Source organism: Pseudomonas sp. PNPG3 (assembly GCF_023093815.1).
Classification (GTDB): Bacteria; Pseudomonadota; Gammaproteobacteria; order Pseudomonadales; family Pseudomonadaceae; genus Aquipseudomonas; species Aquipseudomonas asiatica.
Map to the genome: position 1 here is coordinate 134,724 of NZ_JALLKV010000004.1, position 18,798 is coordinate 153,521.

The window sequence follows — 18,798 nt, forward strand, 5'->3', positions numbered from 1 at the left end:
ACCCCATGCCAGCCTCACCCGACGTAGTGCCTCTCGATGCGAGGGGACGGATACTCAAGGCGGCTTTCGATCTGTTGGCCCGAGAGGGCAGTGCAGCCGTCACGGCCAAGGCCATCGCCGAGGCCGCCGACGTGGCCATCAGCACGCTGTACCTGTCCTTTGACGATAAGGAATCCATCGTCGTTGAGGCGATCGAATATGGCACTCGACTCTGGCTCGGGAACGTACACCCCCTGCCCGCCCCCTCCGCGGATCTCGCCGTCTCGGTGGTAGCCGCGATACGCACGATCACGCAAGACTTACTCACCAGTAATGACTTCTGGCGGATCGGTCTTTTGTTCGCGCTGAGCAATCCTGGAACTGGGGCATTACGCGTGAGCGATCTGCGCACGCAGACCTTCGGCGAGGTTGCAGGCTGGTGGAGATCAGCGCTGGATAGGGTCGGCCTGCAGGCCAGCAAACAGCAGGCTAAAGCACTCGCCCTGCTCTTGCTCTCGTCAGTCGGTGCAATTCAGTTGGCCGGGCGAGCTGACGCGCACTTCATCGACGAGATTCCCCGTATCACCGCGCGCCTGGGTAGCGCGCTCTCCTCCGTCGCAATGCGTCTGGTGACCAGCCCTAACACCATCTACGCCGCCGACTCCCGTTGCAGGAAACACCTCATCTCTGCTGTTGCCCCCACTGCGCCCACCAAAGAGCACAAGCGCGACCTGATTCTCTCCAGCACGCTGTCACTGCTGGCGCATGAGGGTTACCGGAACACCACCATCGCTCGTATCACCAAGGAGGCAGGAGTAAGCTCCAGCTCGATTTACTGGATTTGCCCGAACAAGGAAGAGTTGTTGCAGCACGCCATCGACTGGGCAGCTGACGATTGGTACTCCACGGTACCGCCCTTCCTACCCATCGTTGATGCAAGCGGATGGGTCACCCGCTTCATCGACCAAATTGACCATTATCTCGCGAGCAACCTCAGGTCGCCGCAATTCCTGCTGGCAGGACTGCAACTCATCCTCGAGAATTATCCCGACGGCCCACCCGAAGCCTTGCATCACATGACGCGAATCCGTGCGACAGCCCGCAGCAGGATGGCTGCCTGGCTGAAAGATGTCGCAACCGGTTTCGACGAATCCTGTATCACTGCGGCAGAACTCGCCCTCTTCATCTCCGCGCTCCTGGATGAGACCTTTTCCCTGCACTTCGTCAACCAAGAGACCGGCATCCCCCCCCTGCATGTGCAACTCATCGGGCGTCTCGTTGAGGCTCTTACAGAACCTGCCGCCGACTGATTGGATGATTCACAACCGATTGACTATGTGACGCGACCCAACCTTTAGTGTGCTGTCTCTGAAATAGCCTTCCCCAAATCAACTGCTATACCTGCTGAGGTCAGCCACTGCAGGGGGAGCGGCAATGAGTTCTCTGGACATTGAGTTGAGCGAGGAAGAGCGGGTTGAGCTGAGTCGTCGGACGCGCTCGGCGACGATCAGTCAGCGTGACGGGCGGCGGGCGCGGGTAATCCTGCTGGCCGCCCAGGGACACTCCCGCAAAGCGATCGCGCAATTGACGGGCCTCTCCCTGGTATCGGTCACCCGCTGGTGCCAGCGCTTCCAAGCCGCCGATTGGGCAAGCTCGCTGGAGCTGTCGGAGCATGGCGCGGGTCGCCGGCATCTCCCCCGCCAGTGTGCAGCGGATCTGGGCGGCCAACGCCATCAAGCCGCACCTGACCCGCACCTTCAAGCTGTCCACTGATCAGCATTTCGAGGCGAAATTCTGGGATGTCATCGGGCTGTACCTGGCGCCACCGGACAAGGCCCTAGTGCTGTGCTGTGCTGTGCTGCGATGAGAAGAGCCAGGTGCAGGCCCTGGAACGCACGCAACCCGGCTTGCCGTTGGGAATCGGCCATATCCGTACGCAAACCCATGACTATGTCCGGCATGGCACCCTCACCTTGTTCGCCGCGCTGGACTACGCGCAAGGCCGGTTGATCAGTAGCCTGGAAACGCAGCACCGGCATCAGGAATGGCTGGCGTTCCTGAAGAAGATTCACCGTGAAACGCCCAAGGATCTGCAACTGCACTTGATCGTGGACAACTACGCCACGCACAAGCATCCAACCGTGAGGGCGTGGCTCGCGCGGCACAAGCGCTTTCACCTGCACTTCACCCCAACCTCCAGCTCCTGGCTGAATCTGGTGGAGCGCTTCTTTCGCGACATCACCCTCTACCTGCGCGAGGGCAGCTTCAGTTCGACCCGCGAGTTGGCCAGCGCCATCACCACCTTCCCGGCCCTGCGCAATGCCCAGCCCACCCGCTACGTCTGGCACGCCAAAGGCGAAGATATTCTGCGCAAGATCCAGCACGCGCGGGCGGCACTGGCGGCTCAGTACAACGAAAATGTTATTTCAGAGACAGCACACTAGCGGAGTTTCAGCGGGTCCACCAGTCCCGCCGTAATGGCCATGCCCACCAAGTCCGACAGGCGTTCGGCCTGCATGCGTTTCATCACGCGAGCCCGATAGAGGTCGATTGTCTTCACGCTGATGTCCAACTGCTCAGCGATTTCGCGGTTGGTATAGCCCTGCACCAGCGGGAGCAGTACATCGCGCTCGCGCGGGGTCAGACTATTGAGCCGCTCCTGGACCTGGCCCTGACCGCTCGAGGCCATACGCTTATGGTCAACGCCGGACAATGCTTGCTGCACGCTATCCAGCAGCAACTGTTCGTTGTAGGGTTTCTCGATGAAATCGCGGGCGCCGGCCTTGAAGGCGCGGACCACGATCGGCACGTCGGCGTGGCCGCTGACGAAGATCACCGGCAGGTCGAGGCCGCGGTTGCGCATTTCTTCCTGCACATTGAGGCCGCCCATGCTGGGCATGCGTACGTCCAGCAGGACACAAGCGTGGAGGTAGGCATCACAGGCGTCGAGGAAAGCGCGGCCGCTGGTGAAGGGCAGCGCCTTGAGGCCCACCGACTCCAGTAGCCAGACGGTGGAGTCGAGCATGCCCTGATCGTCGTCCACCACATAGACCACCTGTTCGCCGTTGGACATCGTTCCCCTCCTTTTCCGTTCCTGTTACGGCAGTGGCAGGCGGCAGCGCATCAGCAAGCCGCCCTCCTCGCCCAGCATCCCGTCGAGGGAGCCGCCAAAACCTTCGATGATGCTACGGCTCATCGACAACCCCAGACCCAGGCCATCCGGCTTGCTGGTGTAGAAGGGGGTGAAGATGCGCGCCAGTTCTTCTTCGCCAAGGCCCGGCCCCTGGTCACGAACCTCGATGGCCAGGTAGCCGTCGCCGGCCTGCGCCGTCAGGCGGATCAGCGAGCTCTGCCTGGGATGCGCCTCGCGGTTGGCATCGATGGCGTTGCGTAGCAGGTTGAGCAGTACCTGCTCCAGCAGCACGGGGTCGGCGTAGACCGGCGGCAGATTGTCCGGGAATTGCTCCTCGATCGCCACCTGGCTGGCACCGGCTTCCCAGGCACAGAGGCGCACCGCCTCGCGGGCGACTTCGGCCAGGTTCAGCGCCTGCATCTTGCGCTGGCCCTTGCGCAGGAAAGCACGCAGCCGCTTGATCACTTCCGAGGCGTGGTTGGCGTGTTCGGTAATGCGCTCCAGCCCCTGGGCCACGCGCTCGGCGGCCTTGGGATTACTGGCGAGCGACTGCAGGTAGCGCTGGCTGGCGCTGGCATAGTTGACCACCGCCGCCAGCGGTTGATTGATCTCGTGGGCGATGCCGGACGCCAGCTCGCCCAGGGTGACCAGGCGCGCGGTATGGGCCAGCTCGTCCTGGTGCTTGCGCTGCTGGGCCTCGCGCAACTCGCGCTCGGTCATGTCACGGGCCACCAGCGAGTAGTAGCGCTCGCCGCCCGCCGCGCTGTGGGCCAGCAGCACCATGGACACCGGCACCGAGGCACCGCCGCCGGGCGGCAGCAGGCGCGAGTCGATGCTCCACACGCCCTTGCGTTCGGCGCAGTTCCAGCCTTCGCGCTGCAGGCGCGCCAGGTCCTCCGCGACGATGACCTCGGCCAGCCCCGGCATCGCTTGCTCGGCACCCAGGCCCAGGGCGCGCCGCGCCGCCGGGTTGAGGTAGGTGATATGCCCGGCGGGGTCGACGAAGAGCACCGGGTCGGTATTGGCCTCCACCACTTCGGCAAGGCGCCGCTTGTTCTCCTCGGCCCGCACCCGCGCGGTGATATTGCGGGAGACGCTCACCACCTCCACCACCGCCCCGGTATAGGTCTCGCGGATGGCGCGACTGGCGGTCTCGAACCAGAGGTAATGTCCAGCGCGATGGCGGATGCGGTAGGTCATGGTGTGGTAGCCGTCCTGCTCCAGCGCATCGCGGGCGCGCTGCACCAGCTGGCCCAGCTCCTGGGGATGGAAGAGGCACTGGGCAAGCTGCCCGCGCAGCTCCTCCGGCCAGTAGCCGAGCAGGGTCCAGGAGGCTGGCGAGGCATCGAGGAAGCGGCCGTCCGGGGTATGGCGGGAAATCAGGTCGGTGGTGTTCTCGGTGATCAGCCGGTACAGCCGCCGCGCCCGCGCCGCCTCCCGTTCGGTGAGGATCTGCGCAGTGGCCTCGCGGCAGCGCGCCAGCACCCGGGACTCCTGCGAATCGGGGATGTAGGTCCAGATCAGCATGCGCTCGCCGCAGTGGGCCTCGACCCCTTCGATGGCCCTCTCCTGGGTCAGGCAGGCCCGCACCAGGGCAGCGTGATTGACCGGCAGGAAGCGCAGCACCTTGGCCAGGGGCAATTCGCCCAGCAGGGCCAGCAACGCGGCGTTCAACTCCAGCGGCCGCGCCTTGGCATCCACCAGCAGGCTCGGTTGCGGGTCGTGGCCGAGCAGCGGAGAGGCGCGCAGCAACCCGTTGACACTGCCCAGCAGGGAGGTTAGCAGTTCGTGCAGCCAGCCGAGCCAATCCAGCGCCACGCCTTCGCGCACTTCCACCAGCAGCAGCCCACGCTGACCGGCTTCCAACGCCAGGTCGAAGGCCTGGCCATGGCTGATGGCTGCCCGGCGCAAGCGGCCGGCCAGCCAGCAGTCGAGCTGGCACAGCTGCTGCAGCGTCAGGCTCCCCTTTTCGGCCAGGCGCGCGGCGAGGCGCTCGTCGCTGACCTCCAGTGGATCGCCCTGCCCCGGCGGCAACCGCTGCCCACTGCCCTCATGGCTGTAAATACACGCGCCAGACTGCCAGGCCAGGTAATAGGCATGGCGCACCTCGGGGCATCCGCGCAGCGCCCGGCACAGGGCATCGGCGCGGGCCGCCAGGGGCACGTCCTCGCGTTGCAGGCGCAGCCAGGTGTGGAGACGAACCGGGGTCTGGGTCATGGCGAGTCCAGCGGCTGGGGTCGTCAAGAATATACCGACTGCCGGCGGGCTGAAGCCCCCTCTAAGAACAGAAATACATATAGTGTTATCACTATACGAAACTAGTTGTATTTCCGTATAGCAACGATGCTGGTATATAAGTCATCCCAAAGAAATGCCGGCCTCTGCAGAAGCGCCGGTGAACAAGAGCAAATAATCAGCCACCGGGTATCCAGCATGTCGATCTACGATCAGGGCCTCGCCCCAGCCGCCGTCAACCATATCGCCCTCTCCCCCCTCAGCTTCATCGAGCGTACTGCCGCCGTCTATCCGCACTACCCGGCTGTCATCCACGGCTCCATCCGCCGCAACTGGGCCGATACCTACAGCCGCTGCCGGCGCCTGGCGTCGGCCCTGGCTGGGCGTGGTATCGGCAAGGGCGACACGGTGGCGGTGATGCTGCCGAATATCCCGCAGATGCTGGAGGCGCACTTCGGCGTGCCGATGATCGGCGCGGTGCTCAACACCCTGAACGTGCGCCTGGATGCCGAGGCCATCGCCTTCATGTTGCAGCACGGCGAAGCCAAGGTGCTGATCACCGACCGCGAGTTCCATGAGGTGATCCACGCCGCCATCGGCATGCTCGACCAGCCGCCGCTGGTGATCGATGTGGACGACCCCGAGTACGGCGAAGGCCAGGTGGTGAGCGAGCTGGACTACGAAGCGCTGCTGGCCGAAGGCGATCCGGACTATGCCTGGCAGTGGCCGGCCGATGAGTGGCAGGCCATCTCCCTGAACTACACCTCCGGCACCACCGGCAATCCCAAGGGCGTGGTCTACCACCATCGCGGCGCCTACCTGAACGCCCTGGGCAACCAGATGACCTGGAACATGGGCAACCACCCGGTCTACCTCTGGACCCTGCCGATGTTCCACTGCAATGGCTGGTGCTACCCCTGGACGGTGACCGCCCTGGCCGGTGTGCATGTGTTCCTGCGCCGGGCGGACCCGCAGAAGATCCTCACCCTGATCCGCGAGCACCAGGTCAGCCACCTGTGCGGTGCGCCCATCGTGCTCAACGCCCTGGTGAACATGCCGGAATCGGCCAAGGCCGCCATCGACCACCCGGTGAACGCCATGGTCGCCGGCGCCGCGCCGCCGGCCAAGGTGATCGGCGCAGTGGAAGAGATGGGCATCCGCGTCACCCACGTCTATGGCCTCACCGAGGTCTACGGACCGGTGACCGTGTGTGCCTGGCATGCCGAATGGGACGCGCTGCCGCTCGAAGAGCGTGCGCGCATCAAGTCCCGCCAGGGTGTGCGCTACCCCACCCTGGAGGGAGTCATGGTCGCCGCCCCCAAGACCCTCGAACCCGTCCCCCTGGACGGCCAGACCATCGGCGAGATCCTCATGCGCGGCAACACCGTGATGAAGGGTTACCTGAAGAATCCCAGCGCCACCAACGAAGCCTTCGAGGGCGGCTGGTTCCATACCGGCGACCTGGCGGTCTGGCACCCGGATGGCTACGTGGAGATCCGCGACCGGCTGAAGGACATCATCATCTCCGGCGGCGAGAACATCTCCACCATCGAACTGGAAGGCGTGCTCTACCACCACCCGGCGGTGCTGGAAGCCGCGGTGGTGGCGCGCCCGGACGAGAAATGGGGTGAAACCCCCTGCGCCTTCATCACCCTCAAGGCCGACCACCAGGACACCCGCGAGGCGGACATCATCGCCTTCTGCCGCGAACACCTGGCCGGCTTCAAGGTGCCGAGGACGGTGATCTTCACCCAGTTGCCGAAGACCTCCACCGGCAAGATCCAGAAGTACGTCCTGCGGGATATGGCCAAGAACCTCTAACCCGCCTCCGGCAGCGGCCGGACACAGCAGCGCTTCAAGAACAGGGTGGCAGCCAGCGGTTGCCACCAAGGGTCGTCGCATGCCCGAAAAAGCGGCGGCGGCCGGCAACAGGCATCGACAACAACAACAACAACAACAACAACAACAACAACAACAAGCGGAGCCCGTCATGAGTACGGGCAACACCCGTTGGTGTTCGGATGGCTTCGAGTTCCGCTGCGAGGATGGCGACAAACTGCGCGTGACCTTCGCTCTGGACTGTTGCGACCGCGAAGCCATCAGCTGGGTGGCCAGCCCAAACGGCTATAGCGGCGACGATGTCCGCGACGTGATGCTGGAAGCCGTCGAGCAACGCTTCGGTGACGCGCTACCGGAATCGCCGGTGCAATGGTTGAGCGATAACGGCTCGACCTATACCGCCGAACGGACCCGAGCCTTTGCCCGACAGATCGGTCTGCTACCCCTGACAACACCGGTATACAGCCCGCAGAGCAATGGGATGGCAGAGAGCTTCGTGAAGACCATGAAGCGCGACTATATCCGCCACATGCCCAAACCTGATCGAACGACGGCCCTGCGCAACCTGGCCATCGCCTTCGAGCATTACAACGAGGCACCCGCACAGCGCCCTGAAATACCGCTCGCCTCGGGAATTCAGGCGCTTGGCTGAAGCATCAACTTAACGGGGTGCCGGTGTCCGGTTTGATAGGGGCAAGTCCACAGGACGATCAGAAGGATCGTGTAACGTACGCGTCACAAGCGCCGGGGCAAGGCCCGGCCACAGCAAACCATGGCTATGAGCGTGAAAGAAAAGCCGTTCGGTAAGAACGATAAGCAGCATAATACATAGCGACACTCCTCTGCCTCACGCGGCTCCTCAGGGGGCTTGTCCCCTATAACTACGTGGGAGGGAACACGCTCGCAAAGCTTTTGCGTGACTGGTGCTCGCGCGCAAGAACTGAGCAAACCCTACGCTCCTACCAAACAAGGTGGTGGGGCTGGAAGAAAGTGAATGTCGATTCAACCTAGCATCTAGGCGTTGACGAATTGCACCAATCTGGCGCCCCCAATTGAAAACTCCGATATCTGCGCGCTGTTTTGGTGCCTTTCCGGAAACGCTCCGCTTTCCAGGACTTTTCACTACCGCACGATCCGCTGCCTGCGTCGCGAGCCGCGTCCCAGACACCCGCTGGCCTGGTAATTGCTGGCTCCTGGCTCCTTGATGTCATGCAGTAAGGAACCCCCTCGCATGTCCACCCTGCACAGCACCTCCATGCACCTGTCCGCCGCCGAGCGCGGCTGGCTGCCCTGGTTCGGCAAGACCGGCAAGCTGGCCATGGCCCGTTCCTGCTGGCTGAACCGCGCCATCTACCCGCAGATCGAGAAGAACTTCGAGGGCATCGCCCAGACCCGCGTGCGCATCCTGCAGAACTGGGCGCGGGCCAACTGGGAGCACATGGCCGAGCTGGCGACGGTGCTGGGGAGCGATTTCCCCGCCTGCGACGGCGCGCTGCTGCGGGAAAAGCGCCGGCAGGCGGCGGACTTCTCCGAACTCTTCGTGGTCGGCCGCGACGGTCGCGTGCTGGCCTCCACCCACGCCGCCCACGTTGGCGCCAGCGACCTGCTGCCGGCGGCGCTGGCAGAGGGGCACAGGCAGCCGTTCCTGCATGGCCCTTACGTCGATCCGCTGACCCTGGCCATCGGCCCTTCGACTTCGCGCTTCCACGACGCGGTGACGCTGATGTTCTACCAGCCGATCGAGGTGGACGGCGTGATGCAGGGCTGCCTGTGCGGGCGGGTGCCCAACGACGTGCTCGGCGACCTGATCCAGCGCGAGGCCGGGCACATCTACCCGGAGTCCGGCGACAACTACCTGTTCATGGTCGAGTCGCGTTTCGACCGGAGCATCGCCCAGGGCACCGCGCTGTCGCGCTCGCGCTTCGAAGACAACACCTTCAGCCACGGCGAGAACCTGAAGAGCGGCGTGCACACCGACTGGGGCGTGGTGCGCGTGCGCGAGCACACCGAACTGGAGCTGCGTTTCACCGACCCGGCGACCGGCCAGTTGCACCCTGGCGTGCGCGAGACCATCCGCAACGGCTCCAACCTGTTCGTCACCTATCCTGGCTACTCCGACTACCGCCACATCCCTGTGATCGGCAAAGGAGTGACCTTCCAGCTTCCCGGCTCGCCGGATCGCTGGGGGATGATGTGCGAAGCTGACTTGGAGGAGGTCTACCGCCGCCGCTCGCTGAGCATCGGCCTGATGAAGACCTACCTTGCGACGGTCGGCGTGCTGTTCGTCATCCGCAGCCTGCTCCAGCATTTCAGCGGCCTGCCGCTGTGGGCGCTGGACGTGATCGACGGCGGCATGCTGCTGCTCGGCGCCTGGTGCTTCGCCACCTTCGGACCGAAGCGCCTGGCCGCGCGGATGACGGGCATGACAGAGGTGATCCGCACCATCGCCGAGGGCGAGGGCAACCTGCGCCAGCGTCTCGACAGCAATCGTCTGGTGTCCGATGAAACCGGCGACATGGGGCGCTGGATCAACAGCTTCATCGACAACCTCGACGGCATCGTCGGCCAGGTGACTCAGGCTTCCCTGAGCGTCCGGCAGACCAACGAGGCGATGCTCGATCACAGCAGCGAGGCAGGCAAGACCACCCGCGAAGTGACCGAGGCGGTGCACCGCATGCTGTTGCTGGTCGAGGAGCAACTGGGCGAGATCCAGCAGGCGTCGATGACCGCTGAGGAGATGAAGCAGGCCATGGACGATGTGGTGGAGCGCTCCCGCGAGCGCTTCGCGGTGGTGCGCGCCGGCACCCAGTCGATCCGCGACGTGGTGGCGCGTTCGGCGCGCAACGTGCAGTCGCTGGACAGCCGCATGGGCGAGATCGGCAACATCGTCGGCCTGATCAGCGACATCACCAACCAGACCAACCTGCTGGCGCTCAACGCCGCCATCGAGGCGGCGCGCGCCGGCGAGCACGGCCGCGGCTTCGCCGTGGTGGCTGGCGAAGTGCGCACCCTGGCCTCGCGTACCGCCAGCGCGGCAGCGGACATCCGCAGCATGGTCGAGGGCCTGCAGAGCGAGACCCAGCAGGCGGTGGCCTTCATGCAGGAAGGCGTGCAGAACGTCGACAGCAGCCTGCGCATGACCGAGGAGGCGTCGTCGGAGAACCTGCACCTGCACCAGACCGTGGAGCGCATGTTCGAGATTATCCAGCAGCTCAACGACCGTAGCCTGCACTACGGGCAGAGCATCCGCAGCGTCGATCAGGCCTCCGGGGAGATGGGCGAGACCGTCGGCGTGCTGCACTCCAGCGCGGAGACCGTGCGCCATACGGCGAGCAAACTGCAGCGGCTTGTCGGGCAGTTCAAGGTCAGTTCGGCAGAAGTAGCGGCGTGAACCTCAGTAGGGGGTGCCGTGCGCACCGAAGAAAGTCCTGCAGGTTTCACCCCGGTCGGTGCGCAGGGGATACGCGATCATCCCGTGGATTCTGATGCTTCAACGGCCGCGCTGGAGAGCCGAGCTCGCTCGAAAGCGAGCGCACTTTGAGTCTCGGATCGCACAAGAGCTGGATCCTGTAAAACTGCAGTGGCTTCACAGAGTGGTTGAAGAGCTGCCGCTTCGCTACCACCTCGCCGAGAATCCCGAGCCGACTTACCAGCAATGCAAAAGGCTTTCGCAAATTGCGAACATAGCGAAGAAGGCCGCGTCGTTGCTATCAAAACACTGACGTCGATCATCAAGCGCGGCGCATTGATCGCTGTAGTCCAGCCACCTTGCACTCGCGCTGAGTGAACATCACTTTATCCCTACAACTCGCCTCTGACTCGCACGGGTTCCCCCCCAAAGGCTTGGCGTCGATGCGAGACAGAGGCACCCTATTTGAGATCGCGGCACTCTTCCCGCGTTGCTATCACAAGGATCGGACATGAGCGAATTGCTCGCTAGCCAGGGACGACGGACCTCTGGAAAAAAGCCTCAGGCGGATTTCGAGTACATCGGTGCACTGATTGAAGAGTTCTTCCATCAACGCAACGTGCGAGCCACCCTCCAGGCCGTATCAAATCACGGGATTACTGGCTGGGAGGTCTGGGCCCAGGTGGAGTTCGCAAGGTTCCTAGCAGAGCACGTCACAGAGCCTTACTGGGAGCGCGAGGCGCAGCTCGAGTTCGATTACCGAAGGGAGAAGGAGCGATATTTCTTTCGGCCGGACTTCATCATTCGCAAGAAGTACTGGGCCCTCGATCGCTACGTTGCGCTAGAGATCAAGCAACATCAGCAGCCGGGAAACTGCATTACGAACATGACTTCCGACCTGACAAAGGTCGCGAAGATGAGACGCTCCGAGCTCAATGTGCGCTCGCTCTGGGCTCTCGGTGTCTTCTACACCGATAACGACCTGGATGTTTTCGAGATGATCGAAGAGAAGCTGACGGACAGCGACCTCAAATACTTCAAGTCTAGAACCACGGTCCGCAGGATCGCCGGCACAGATTTTAGCTACGCGCTCTTCTAGCCTGCTTGCTTGTACTGCCGGTCGCTAGCAATCGACCGGCAGCAAGTGCACAGCAGTGCTTACGACTCCGGACCGCGAGCTATGGCATAGAGGATCGAGAGAGCAATCTCGGCATACCCCTGGGCATGCAATCCCATCAATGGACGTCTGCCTGAGTCACGCAAGGTGACTTGGGCAGCCGCTTGGTACCCGTCCAGTTCGCTGCCATCAGCAGGCCCGGACGTAGACCAGGTACCACAATGTCGTCGAGGAAATCCTTCATCACTTGGTTAGCGCATCGCACCACCCACGAGTTGTATTTCTTGCTACTGAGCGGCCTGATGTCCACTTGGCAAAAGAATGCGCTACGCCACCTAACTGCCTCGATTTCTAGTCAGTATTGGCGGCGATCATCCCAGCGACCAAGATTCAGAACTGAGGCCAGGCCAGTGGCACCGAAGCATCGTTGGAACCGCAACCAAGAGCCGTCAGAACTCCAGCTCTCGTGCCAGGAAAGCCACCAACTCGAGCGGGCTCCGACTGTCAACCACTTTGTAGAGCAGATCGCGCTTGCTACGCGGTAACAACTTCACACAACGCTTCGCCGTCGCTCTCACCGCAGCATCGGTTCCGTGTATCCGCGCAGCCAACAACAGTGCGAGCGTGGCATCGCTAAGCGTCATAAAAGGGCCAAGAGAAAAAGGTGTTGGAAGTTTACCTTCACTTCCTCCACTGCTGAAACATATTCAGGAACAAGTGATGGATGATGAGAGACGGCGCGTCCTGACCAAAGAGGTGACAGGGATCTACGAGAAGCTATTCACCCCTTGGTGTTCTTTCCCTGGCAGACTGTCGCTCAAGACAGATCAGCACTACACGTTGATAAAGGAGCCTTGACCGGTATCAAGCGCCCCTCGTCGGTCCGGCTGAACCGACCCGGGTCTACTAGGGAGTCTGCGGCGGCACGCCGTTGCGGTACTGCTGCTGCCACATAATGTGGTTCATCATCTGCTGCATGTTTAGGTATCGACCTAGAGGCCGAGCCCCTAGGCGATCAGTGAGTTGGCTTGGCTCATGGTTGCACCATGCCAAAGCGCCCAGCCCGATGGGCGACCTTCAGGGGCAGAGCGGATCGGGCCCGGATGCAAGCAATGGCCACCGGGAAGCACATGGAGGGATTACAGATCAGCAGCTGCCGAGCCAGCCGTTCGGCGCCCAGGCCGTGGGCGATACTCAGGTGCTGCGAATGGTCGGTGATGACCAAGTATTCCCAGCCCAGGCGCTGCGCCGCCAGGGCCATCTCGCGCAGGCTGTTGCTGCCATCGCTGGCACGGGTATGGCAGTGCAGGTCGCCTGGTTCGATCAGCTCCGGCAGCGTATTCCGCTCGGCAGCGGCGATCTCGCCGCTATCCTCGCGCAGCTCTGGGGCGATCCAGGGCAAACCCCGTTCTCGGTCTCCCTAGCGAGCCGCTCGGTGCCACGGAACACGCCGTACTCGTTGAGTTTGTAACCCAGGGTGCGGGCTCGGCGGCGCAGCGCGATAGCGTGGGCCTTGCTGCCGGTAAAGTACTGCAGCGCCGAACCGAAGCTTTCCCGGCCGACGATGCGCACATCCACCTGCATCCCGCTGTCCAGGCGCAGACTGCTGCGGGTCGGCCCGGATGCCATCACCTTGGCGAACAGCGGGTAGTCCCGCAGCGCGGCCATGACCTGCGCAGCGCTGCCCCTTGCACAAACGACGATGTCCAGATCGCCGACGGTATCCCGGCGCAGGCTTCCGGCGACCTGCGCCGCGTCCACGCCCTCAAGACGACGTATGAATTCCAGCAGGGGTGGGCGGCCTGGGCCCGGGCGTCCGCTTGCAGAGACCGGCGTTCGCCGGGACTCCTGGCCTTCAATGCCTTGCCGAGCTGCGCCAGCAGGCGCGGTCCAAAGCCGTGCAGGCGGGCCAGACGACCATCGCCCATGGCCGCCTGCAGGTCCGCCATCGAATCGATGCCCAGTTCCTGGTGCAGCAGGCGGACCCGTTTCGGCCCGATGAAAGGCTACTGCAGTAGCTCGGCCGGGCCGGCCGGCACCTCGCCGTGCAGGCGATCGAGCAGAGGACAGCTGTCGGTAAGGCTGATGATCCGGATCTTTTCCGCCAGATCCTCGCCGACGTCGGGCAGCTTCGAAAACGGCTCGCCGGCCCGTACCTGCATGGCGAGCGGAGTTTCCGCACCGCGCACGCTGCGTGCGGCGTTGCGGTAGGCGCGGATGCGGAATGGATTGGCCTCCTCCAGTTCGAGCAGGTCGGCGATTTCCTCGAACACGCGGGCGATGTGCTCGTTGTCCGGCACCGCATCCACCCGGGGCTCGTGGCTTGCTCGTGGGGAGCCGGGCATGGCAGCGGACCTACATTTCTTCCGCGCGTTCGTTCTCTTCACGCAGGTTCTGGTAGCCCACCAGTTGCGAGAGGCCGCGCAGATTGTCGGCCAGTACACCAAGCAGGTCATCGGCGGAGATGACGCCTACCAGCAGCCCCCGGTCATCGACGATCGGCATGCGCCGTATGCTGAACTGGAGCATCTTGCCGATGACGTCGAACACGTCCTCGCTCTCCCTCGCGGTGATCAGGTCGCGTAACTGGATGTCGCCGACCTGGATGCTCTCCGGTTCGGTTTCGTTGTTGGCGACTATCTCCAGGACAATGTCGCGGTCGGTGACAATGCCCACCGGCCGGTAAAGCTCTTGCTCGAGCTGTTCGACGAGCACTAGGTCGCCGACGTGGTATTTGCTCATCAGCCGGGCGGCGGTCACGATGGATTCGGTGGGCGCCGCAATGACGACATCGCGGTTGCAGTATTCGCCGATGGCCATGATTCGTCTCCTGTGCGGGAAAGCGGGTTCGCTCGCCTTGCACGATGGGCGCGACGATATGGGGCAACTTTGATTTTTATCAGTCCGCCCCCGCGTTCGGAGCCCATGTCACGGAAAGCGGACGAACGGATCAGGCAAGGGAGGGAGTCGCCCCGCACCACCGCCAACTGCAGTACCTAGCCTATGTCGCACTGGCGGCTGCCCGCCATAGGCACGATGCACTTCAGGAGGCATTGCCTCGCTGCAGAAGAGCTATCGCTACGCCACCTTGGATAGAAAGGCGTACTTCCCTAGGAGGGTGCACAGGGCCAGGACACACGCCGGAAGCTAGCGGCCTCGTGGTTGCGTGTAGGCGACACCTCGGGTATTCGTCCCATGCCGCATACCGCCTTAGCTGAGACTCAGAAGCGGCTCGACGGGATGCCCCGAAGTTCCTCCAAGCCGCACAGCCGGTATAACCCCAGGCGGTCGAGCAAACGAACCTCACGGCCGTGGTATTCGATCAGGCCGGCCTGGACAAATCGGGTAAACAGGCGGCTGATAGTTTCCATCGTAAGGTCCAGATAGTTCCCAATCTCACAGCGGGTCATCGACAGGGTGAGCTGGTCTTGCGAGAGGCCGCACCGGCGGTAGCGGGCTGATAGGCCGAGGAGGAAGCTAGCCAGTCGCCGATCGGCGCGCTCGCGACTGCAGCTGTGGTGCTCGCGCTCGCCCTGGATGCCTTGGCTGAGGATATGTAGCAGTTGGCGGCGCAGGCCGGGAATTCGACCGGAGAGGTTTTCCAACTGCTCCAGATCGATGGTGCAGACTAATGAGATCCTCAACGCCATTGCAAAGCTATGGAAACGTGCCGCGCCTATGGCGTCCAGACCAAGCATCTCGCCAGGCAACACGAAGCCCGTCACCCGTTCGACTCCGTTGTCGTCAAGCAGGTAGCTTTTCAGCGCGCCGGAGCGCAATACGAAGACCTGTTGCATCGACTCGCCAGCGCGGAATAGGTATTCGCCCTTGTTCAACGGGCGATTGCGCCGGACGATGCGGTCTAGCTGATCCACTTCATCGTCGGAAAGGCTAGCGGGCAAGCACAGCCGGTTCAACGAACACGCCTGGCAACTGACCTGCGGGCATGGTGTTGAACGATGAGTGTCGGACATGGCGACGGCCCTGGCGGAAGGCAATTTTTCCACTATAGCCATTTCGCTGTGCCTCGCTGTGACCGCTGACGAAGGGGGCGGCACCCCCTACATCACTTGGCCAGCTTCTCCGGGAGGACTTTTGCCGGATAGAGTCCTACTACTTCGCCTATTGCCGGCTCCCTGGTGAGAACGGCAAGCCCAGAGACCTGTTCGGTGGCGGTCGTTACCTCGACCGCCTGGAGAAGTGCGGCCGCGAATGGCGGATCATCGAGCGCTCCGTGCAGTCCGACTGGTCACACGATACCCCGGGACTCGGCCGACTGGGGCGCGCCGACCATCAATGGCTTCGTCTGGCCACACGGGGCAGGTTCCCTAAGTATCCGCTCTACGCCTTGTTTGGGGCTGCAACCAGAGAGGCGCTTGCAAGCAGTGAGTGATGGTTGGAGATATCCAACTTGGCAAAGGAATGCGCGACGCCGCCTAGGGAAAGCATGAGCGTAATAACAAAGAAGGCCGAGAAAGTTCGCATGACGGTAGAAACCCTTGCAGCAGGGTTCAGCTTCGAGCAGTTCTTGGCCGCCTTCCAGGCTCTGTATCCGAAGGACTGGGAGAAAGTTCAGCGGGAGCATGCCAAGCATGAGCGGAAAACCAAGCCGGGCAAAAACCACCCCATGCCTGATCCTGTCCAGTACATGCGCAATGCACTGAACGTACACCTCGAAGCCACCAAGGCGCGAAGTGCCCATCCGGGAAACAAACAGTAACCTCGGATACAGCGCAGGGCGCTCCAACAGAGCACCCTGCGGTTGCACGTGACAAGGTGATGAGCGAGGTGTGGGCTCCCGTCACATCACCTTGCTGCGAACCTATCCAGCATCTGTGCTTTCGGTGGCATCTTTCGTTTGGTCATGGTCCGCGACCATACAACGCCTTTCCGCTACGAGCCCGATGACCTATGCAACCTCTTCGGAGAGAGAGCTGGCGGCCGCTAGGTCGAGACTGACCAACTGGATCATTTCATCGAGCTTGCCGGAAATGACCGCTTCGATGACGGAACGACCTCCCAGCGTCTCGTGGGGCTGCAACAGCAGCCGATAAAGCTGCCACGAATCGACATTCTCTATCTGTTGCAGCACGGCACGCACCAACTCCAGCTTGAGCGGATCAAGCTGCCAGTCAGGAATCCGTTGGCCGCGGTTGCCTACGTTCAGCGTCAGCAGCTTGCCGGCCTTGATCTCGCGGTTGATCTGGTCGCGTGATTTGCCGGCTAGCCTGGCGAACTGCACCACCGGCAGGTTGTGGGGTGCCTCATAGATTTCGAGCATTTCCATTCGCTCGCGCTGAAAGTCCGAAACTGCAACCTCTGCAGGCGCCACTGGTTCAGGAACGGCCGGCACAGCCGACAGGCGTTTGGCCGACGTATTGATCACCGATGACACCACGACAGGCAACGTATCAGGCGCCATCAAATCCACAGCCGCCCCGTTACCTTCAGCCAGAACCGGCATACCATCAATGCGGATGGATAGATGCGCGCTCGCGGCACCTACGTCACCCTGCTCCAGCAGATCGAGCCGATCAGCCCAGTCCTGAACCATCTTCCGACGGGGCTCCACGTACAGGGCGTGATTGTAAGTGGCACTGACCTTGTTGGGGTCCGCGTGCGAAAGCTGCGCATCCACCCAAGTCTTGAGGTAACCGATTTCGTTGAGGGCGGTGGAAATCGTGGCACGAATACCGTGGCCAGTGAGCAACCCCTCGTAGCCCATACGCTTAAGCGCTGCATTCAGCGTGTTTTCGCTGATGCGCTTTTTCAGATCGCTGCGGTGAGGCAGCAGATAGCGCTGTGCAGGTTTGACCTGCGCCAGCAAGTAGCGAGCAATCTCGATCGCCTGAACAGATAGAGGCACGATGTAGGGTGGAATGTCCTGCAGCCGCTTCCCGCGCTTGCGCGCGATGTCCTGTAGTTGCTTGACTACCTCGGCCGGAATGATCCACAGGCCACGCTCAAGATCGAACTGATCTGGCGTCGCTTGACGCAATTCCCCGGTGCGCACGCCAGTCAGCAACAGCAGCCGGATACCCAACTGCGTGGTGACCTTTCCGTCATAACGACGCAGCTTGCGCAGCAGGTCGGGCAACTCTTCCAGTCGCAGGAACGGGTTGTTGACAACAGGGGGCACGGGCACAGCCACCGCATCCAGGTCTGATGCCGGGTTGCCCTCCAACCCTTCGACCTTCACCAGGGCATAGCGGAACAACTGCCTGAACCAGGTGCGCACCTTCTCCGCAGTCGTGAACGCCTTGCGCCGCTCGACCCGGGCAATCACCTCCAGCAAATCAGCGCGGCGGACGTTGTAGATCGACATGGAGCCCAGCGTGGGCAACACGTTCTTGTCGAAGATGCGCTGGATCTGGGAGAGCGTGCTCTGCCGCCCTTCCTTGAGTTCGAGCTTGCGATGCGCCAGCCACTGCAGATAAACCGACTTGAAGCTATGCTCCGCTGCCAGGCACGCAGCTCGGAACTTCTGCTTCCGGTCGATCTTCGGGTTGATGCCCTTGGCCAACAGGGCTCGGGCCTCGTCGCGCAATTCACGCGCTTCCCGGAGACTGATCTCCGGGTAGGTACCCAGGGACATCCGTTGTTGTCGGGTAGCCCAGTAGTACCTGAAATGCCAAGACCTGCCGCCTTTAGCGGAGACGGCTAGCGAAAGGCCATCGCTATCACGGAGGGTATAGTCTTTGCCCGTAGGCCGGGCGTGCCTGATGGAGAAGTCGGTGAGAGCCATGATCGTGATCCTGAACATGAGTCAGGAGTAGATACTTTTCCCGTCGGCCCCACTCCTCCCAGCGACAATCCGGAAACCAAACTGCCCGCATTGATGTACTTAAAAAAGGACTCAATTTTCGCGGCTTGGGATGGTTTCCAGTGGCTTTCGCTGGAACGAAAAAAGGGCCTTGCGGCCCTTTTTTCAATGACTTACAGACTCCAGTGGATGTCTATAGATCATAATCTGGAGCGGGAAACGAGACTCGAACTCGCGACCCCGACCTTGGCAAGGTCGTGCTCTACCAACTGAGCTATTCCCGCGTCGTGATGGGTGCCATTCTAGCGATTTCTAAAACAGCG

Annotated in this window: 13 protein-coding genes, 1 tRNA gene and 2 pseudogenes; 7 read left to right on the forward strand and 9 right to left on the reverse strand. The window is 62.4% G+C overall.

Features of this window, described 5'->3' with window-relative positions; genetic code table 11:
- Positions 1-5: 5 nt before the first annotated feature.
- Positions 6-1,289, forward strand: a complete 1,284-nt coding sequence (locus MJ643_RS05040) for a TetR/AcrR family transcriptional regulator (RefSeq protein ID WP_247726690.1) — start codon at positions 6-8, stop codon at positions 1,287-1,289.
- A gap of 124 nt (positions 1,290-1,413) precedes the next feature.
- Positions 1,414-2,423: pseudogene (locus tag MJ643_RS05045) on the forward strand (IS630 family transposase).
- Here MJ643_RS05045 and MJ643_RS05050 read toward each other — a convergent pair.
- Complete coding sequence (locus MJ643_RS05050; RefSeq protein ID WP_247726691.1) at positions 2,420-3,052, reverse strand: response regulator; 633 nt, start codon at positions 3,050-3,052, stop codon at positions 2,420-2,422. The pseudogene MJ643_RS05045 and the gene MJ643_RS05050 sit on opposite strands and share 4 nt — an antisense overlap.
- 24 nt (positions 3,053-3,076) lie before the next feature.
- Positions 3,077-5,329 carry a PAS domain S-box protein gene (locus tag MJ643_RS05055; RefSeq protein WP_247726692.1) on the reverse strand — a complete coding sequence of 751 codons (2,253 nt, stop codon included), beginning with the start codon at positions 5,327-5,329 and terminating at the stop codon, positions 3,077-3,079.
- 216 nt (positions 5,330-5,545) lie between these two features.
- Here MJ643_RS05055 and MJ643_RS05060 point away from each other — a divergent pair, with 216 nt between their 5' ends.
- From MJ643_RS05060 to MJ643_RS05075, 4 genes and pseudogenes are all read left to right on the forward strand, one after another.
- The gene (locus tag MJ643_RS05060) at positions 5,546-7,168 is read left to right on the forward strand and encodes an acyl-CoA synthetase (protein ID WP_247726693.1); all 1,623 of its coding nucleotides are present in this window, start codon (positions 5,546-5,548) and stop codon (positions 7,166-7,168) included.
- Positions 7,169-7,355: 187 nt separating this feature from the next.
- Positions 7,356-7,851, forward strand: a pseudogene (locus MJ643_RS05065) (DDE-type integrase/transposase/recombinase); the annotation flags it as partial.
- Between the two features lie 566 nt (positions 7,852-8,417).
- A complete protein-coding gene (locus MJ643_RS05070; RefSeq protein ID WP_247726694.1) occupies positions 8,418-10,577 on the forward strand; it encodes a methyl-accepting chemotaxis protein in 2,160 nt (719 codons plus the stop codon).
- 529 nt (positions 10,578-11,106) lie between these two features.
- The gene (locus MJ643_RS05075) at positions 11,107-11,694 is read left to right on the forward strand and encodes a hypothetical protein (protein ID WP_247726695.1); all 588 of its coding nucleotides are present in this window, start codon (positions 11,107-11,109) and stop codon (positions 11,692-11,694) included.
- Positions 11,695-12,161: 467 nt separating this feature from the next.
- On the opposite strand, the gene MJ643_RS05080 is transcribed toward MJ643_RS05075, so the two are convergent.
- The 5 genes from MJ643_RS05080 to fnr form a co-directional block, all read right to left on the reverse strand.
- Complete coding sequence (locus MJ643_RS05080) at positions 12,162-12,356, reverse strand: hypothetical protein (RefSeq protein ID WP_247726696.1); 195 nt, start codon at positions 12,354-12,356, stop codon at positions 12,162-12,164.
- A gap of 389 nt (positions 12,357-12,745) precedes the next feature.
- A complete protein-coding gene (locus MJ643_RS05085) occupies positions 12,746-13,114 on the reverse strand; it encodes a PHP domain-containing protein (RefSeq protein WP_247726697.1) in 369 nt (122 codons plus the stop codon).
- 604 nt (positions 13,115-13,718) lie between these two features.
- Positions 13,719-14,021, reverse strand: a complete 303-nt coding sequence (locus MJ643_RS05090) for a helix-hairpin-helix domain-containing protein (RefSeq protein ID WP_247726698.1) — start codon at positions 14,019-14,021, stop codon at positions 13,719-13,721.
- A gap of 46 nt (positions 14,022-14,067) precedes the next feature.
- On the reverse strand, positions 14,068-14,532 hold the full coding sequence (locus tag MJ643_RS05095; RefSeq protein ID WP_247726699.1) for a CBS domain-containing protein: 465 nt from the start codon (positions 14,530-14,532) through the stop codon (positions 14,068-14,070).
- A gap of 401 nt (positions 14,533-14,933) precedes the next feature.
- A complete protein-coding gene (fnr, locus tag MJ643_RS05100) occupies positions 14,934-15,686 on the reverse strand; it encodes a fumarate/nitrate reduction transcriptional regulator Fnr (RefSeq protein WP_247726700.1) in 753 nt (250 codons plus the stop codon).
- 509 nt (positions 15,687-16,195) lie between these two features.
- On the opposite strand from fnr, the gene MJ643_RS05105 reads away from it, so the two are divergent.
- Positions 16,196-16,432: a hypothetical protein gene (locus MJ643_RS05105; protein WP_247726701.1), complete on the forward strand. Its 237-nt coding sequence runs from the start codon at positions 16,196-16,198 to the stop codon at positions 16,430-16,432.
- A 189-nt stretch (positions 16,433-16,621) separates the two neighbouring features.
- Here MJ643_RS05105 and MJ643_RS05110 read toward each other — a convergent pair whose 3' ends face one another.
- The gene (locus tag MJ643_RS05110) at positions 16,622-18,457 is read right to left on the reverse strand and encodes an integrase arm-type DNA-binding domain-containing protein (RefSeq protein ID WP_247726702.1); all 1,836 of its coding nucleotides are present in this window, start codon (positions 18,455-18,457) and stop codon (positions 16,622-16,624) included.
- A gap of 226 nt (positions 18,458-18,683) precedes the next feature.
- Positions 18,684-18,759, reverse strand: a tRNA-Gly gene (locus MJ643_RS05115).
- Positions 18,760-18,798: the final 39 nt, after the last annotated feature.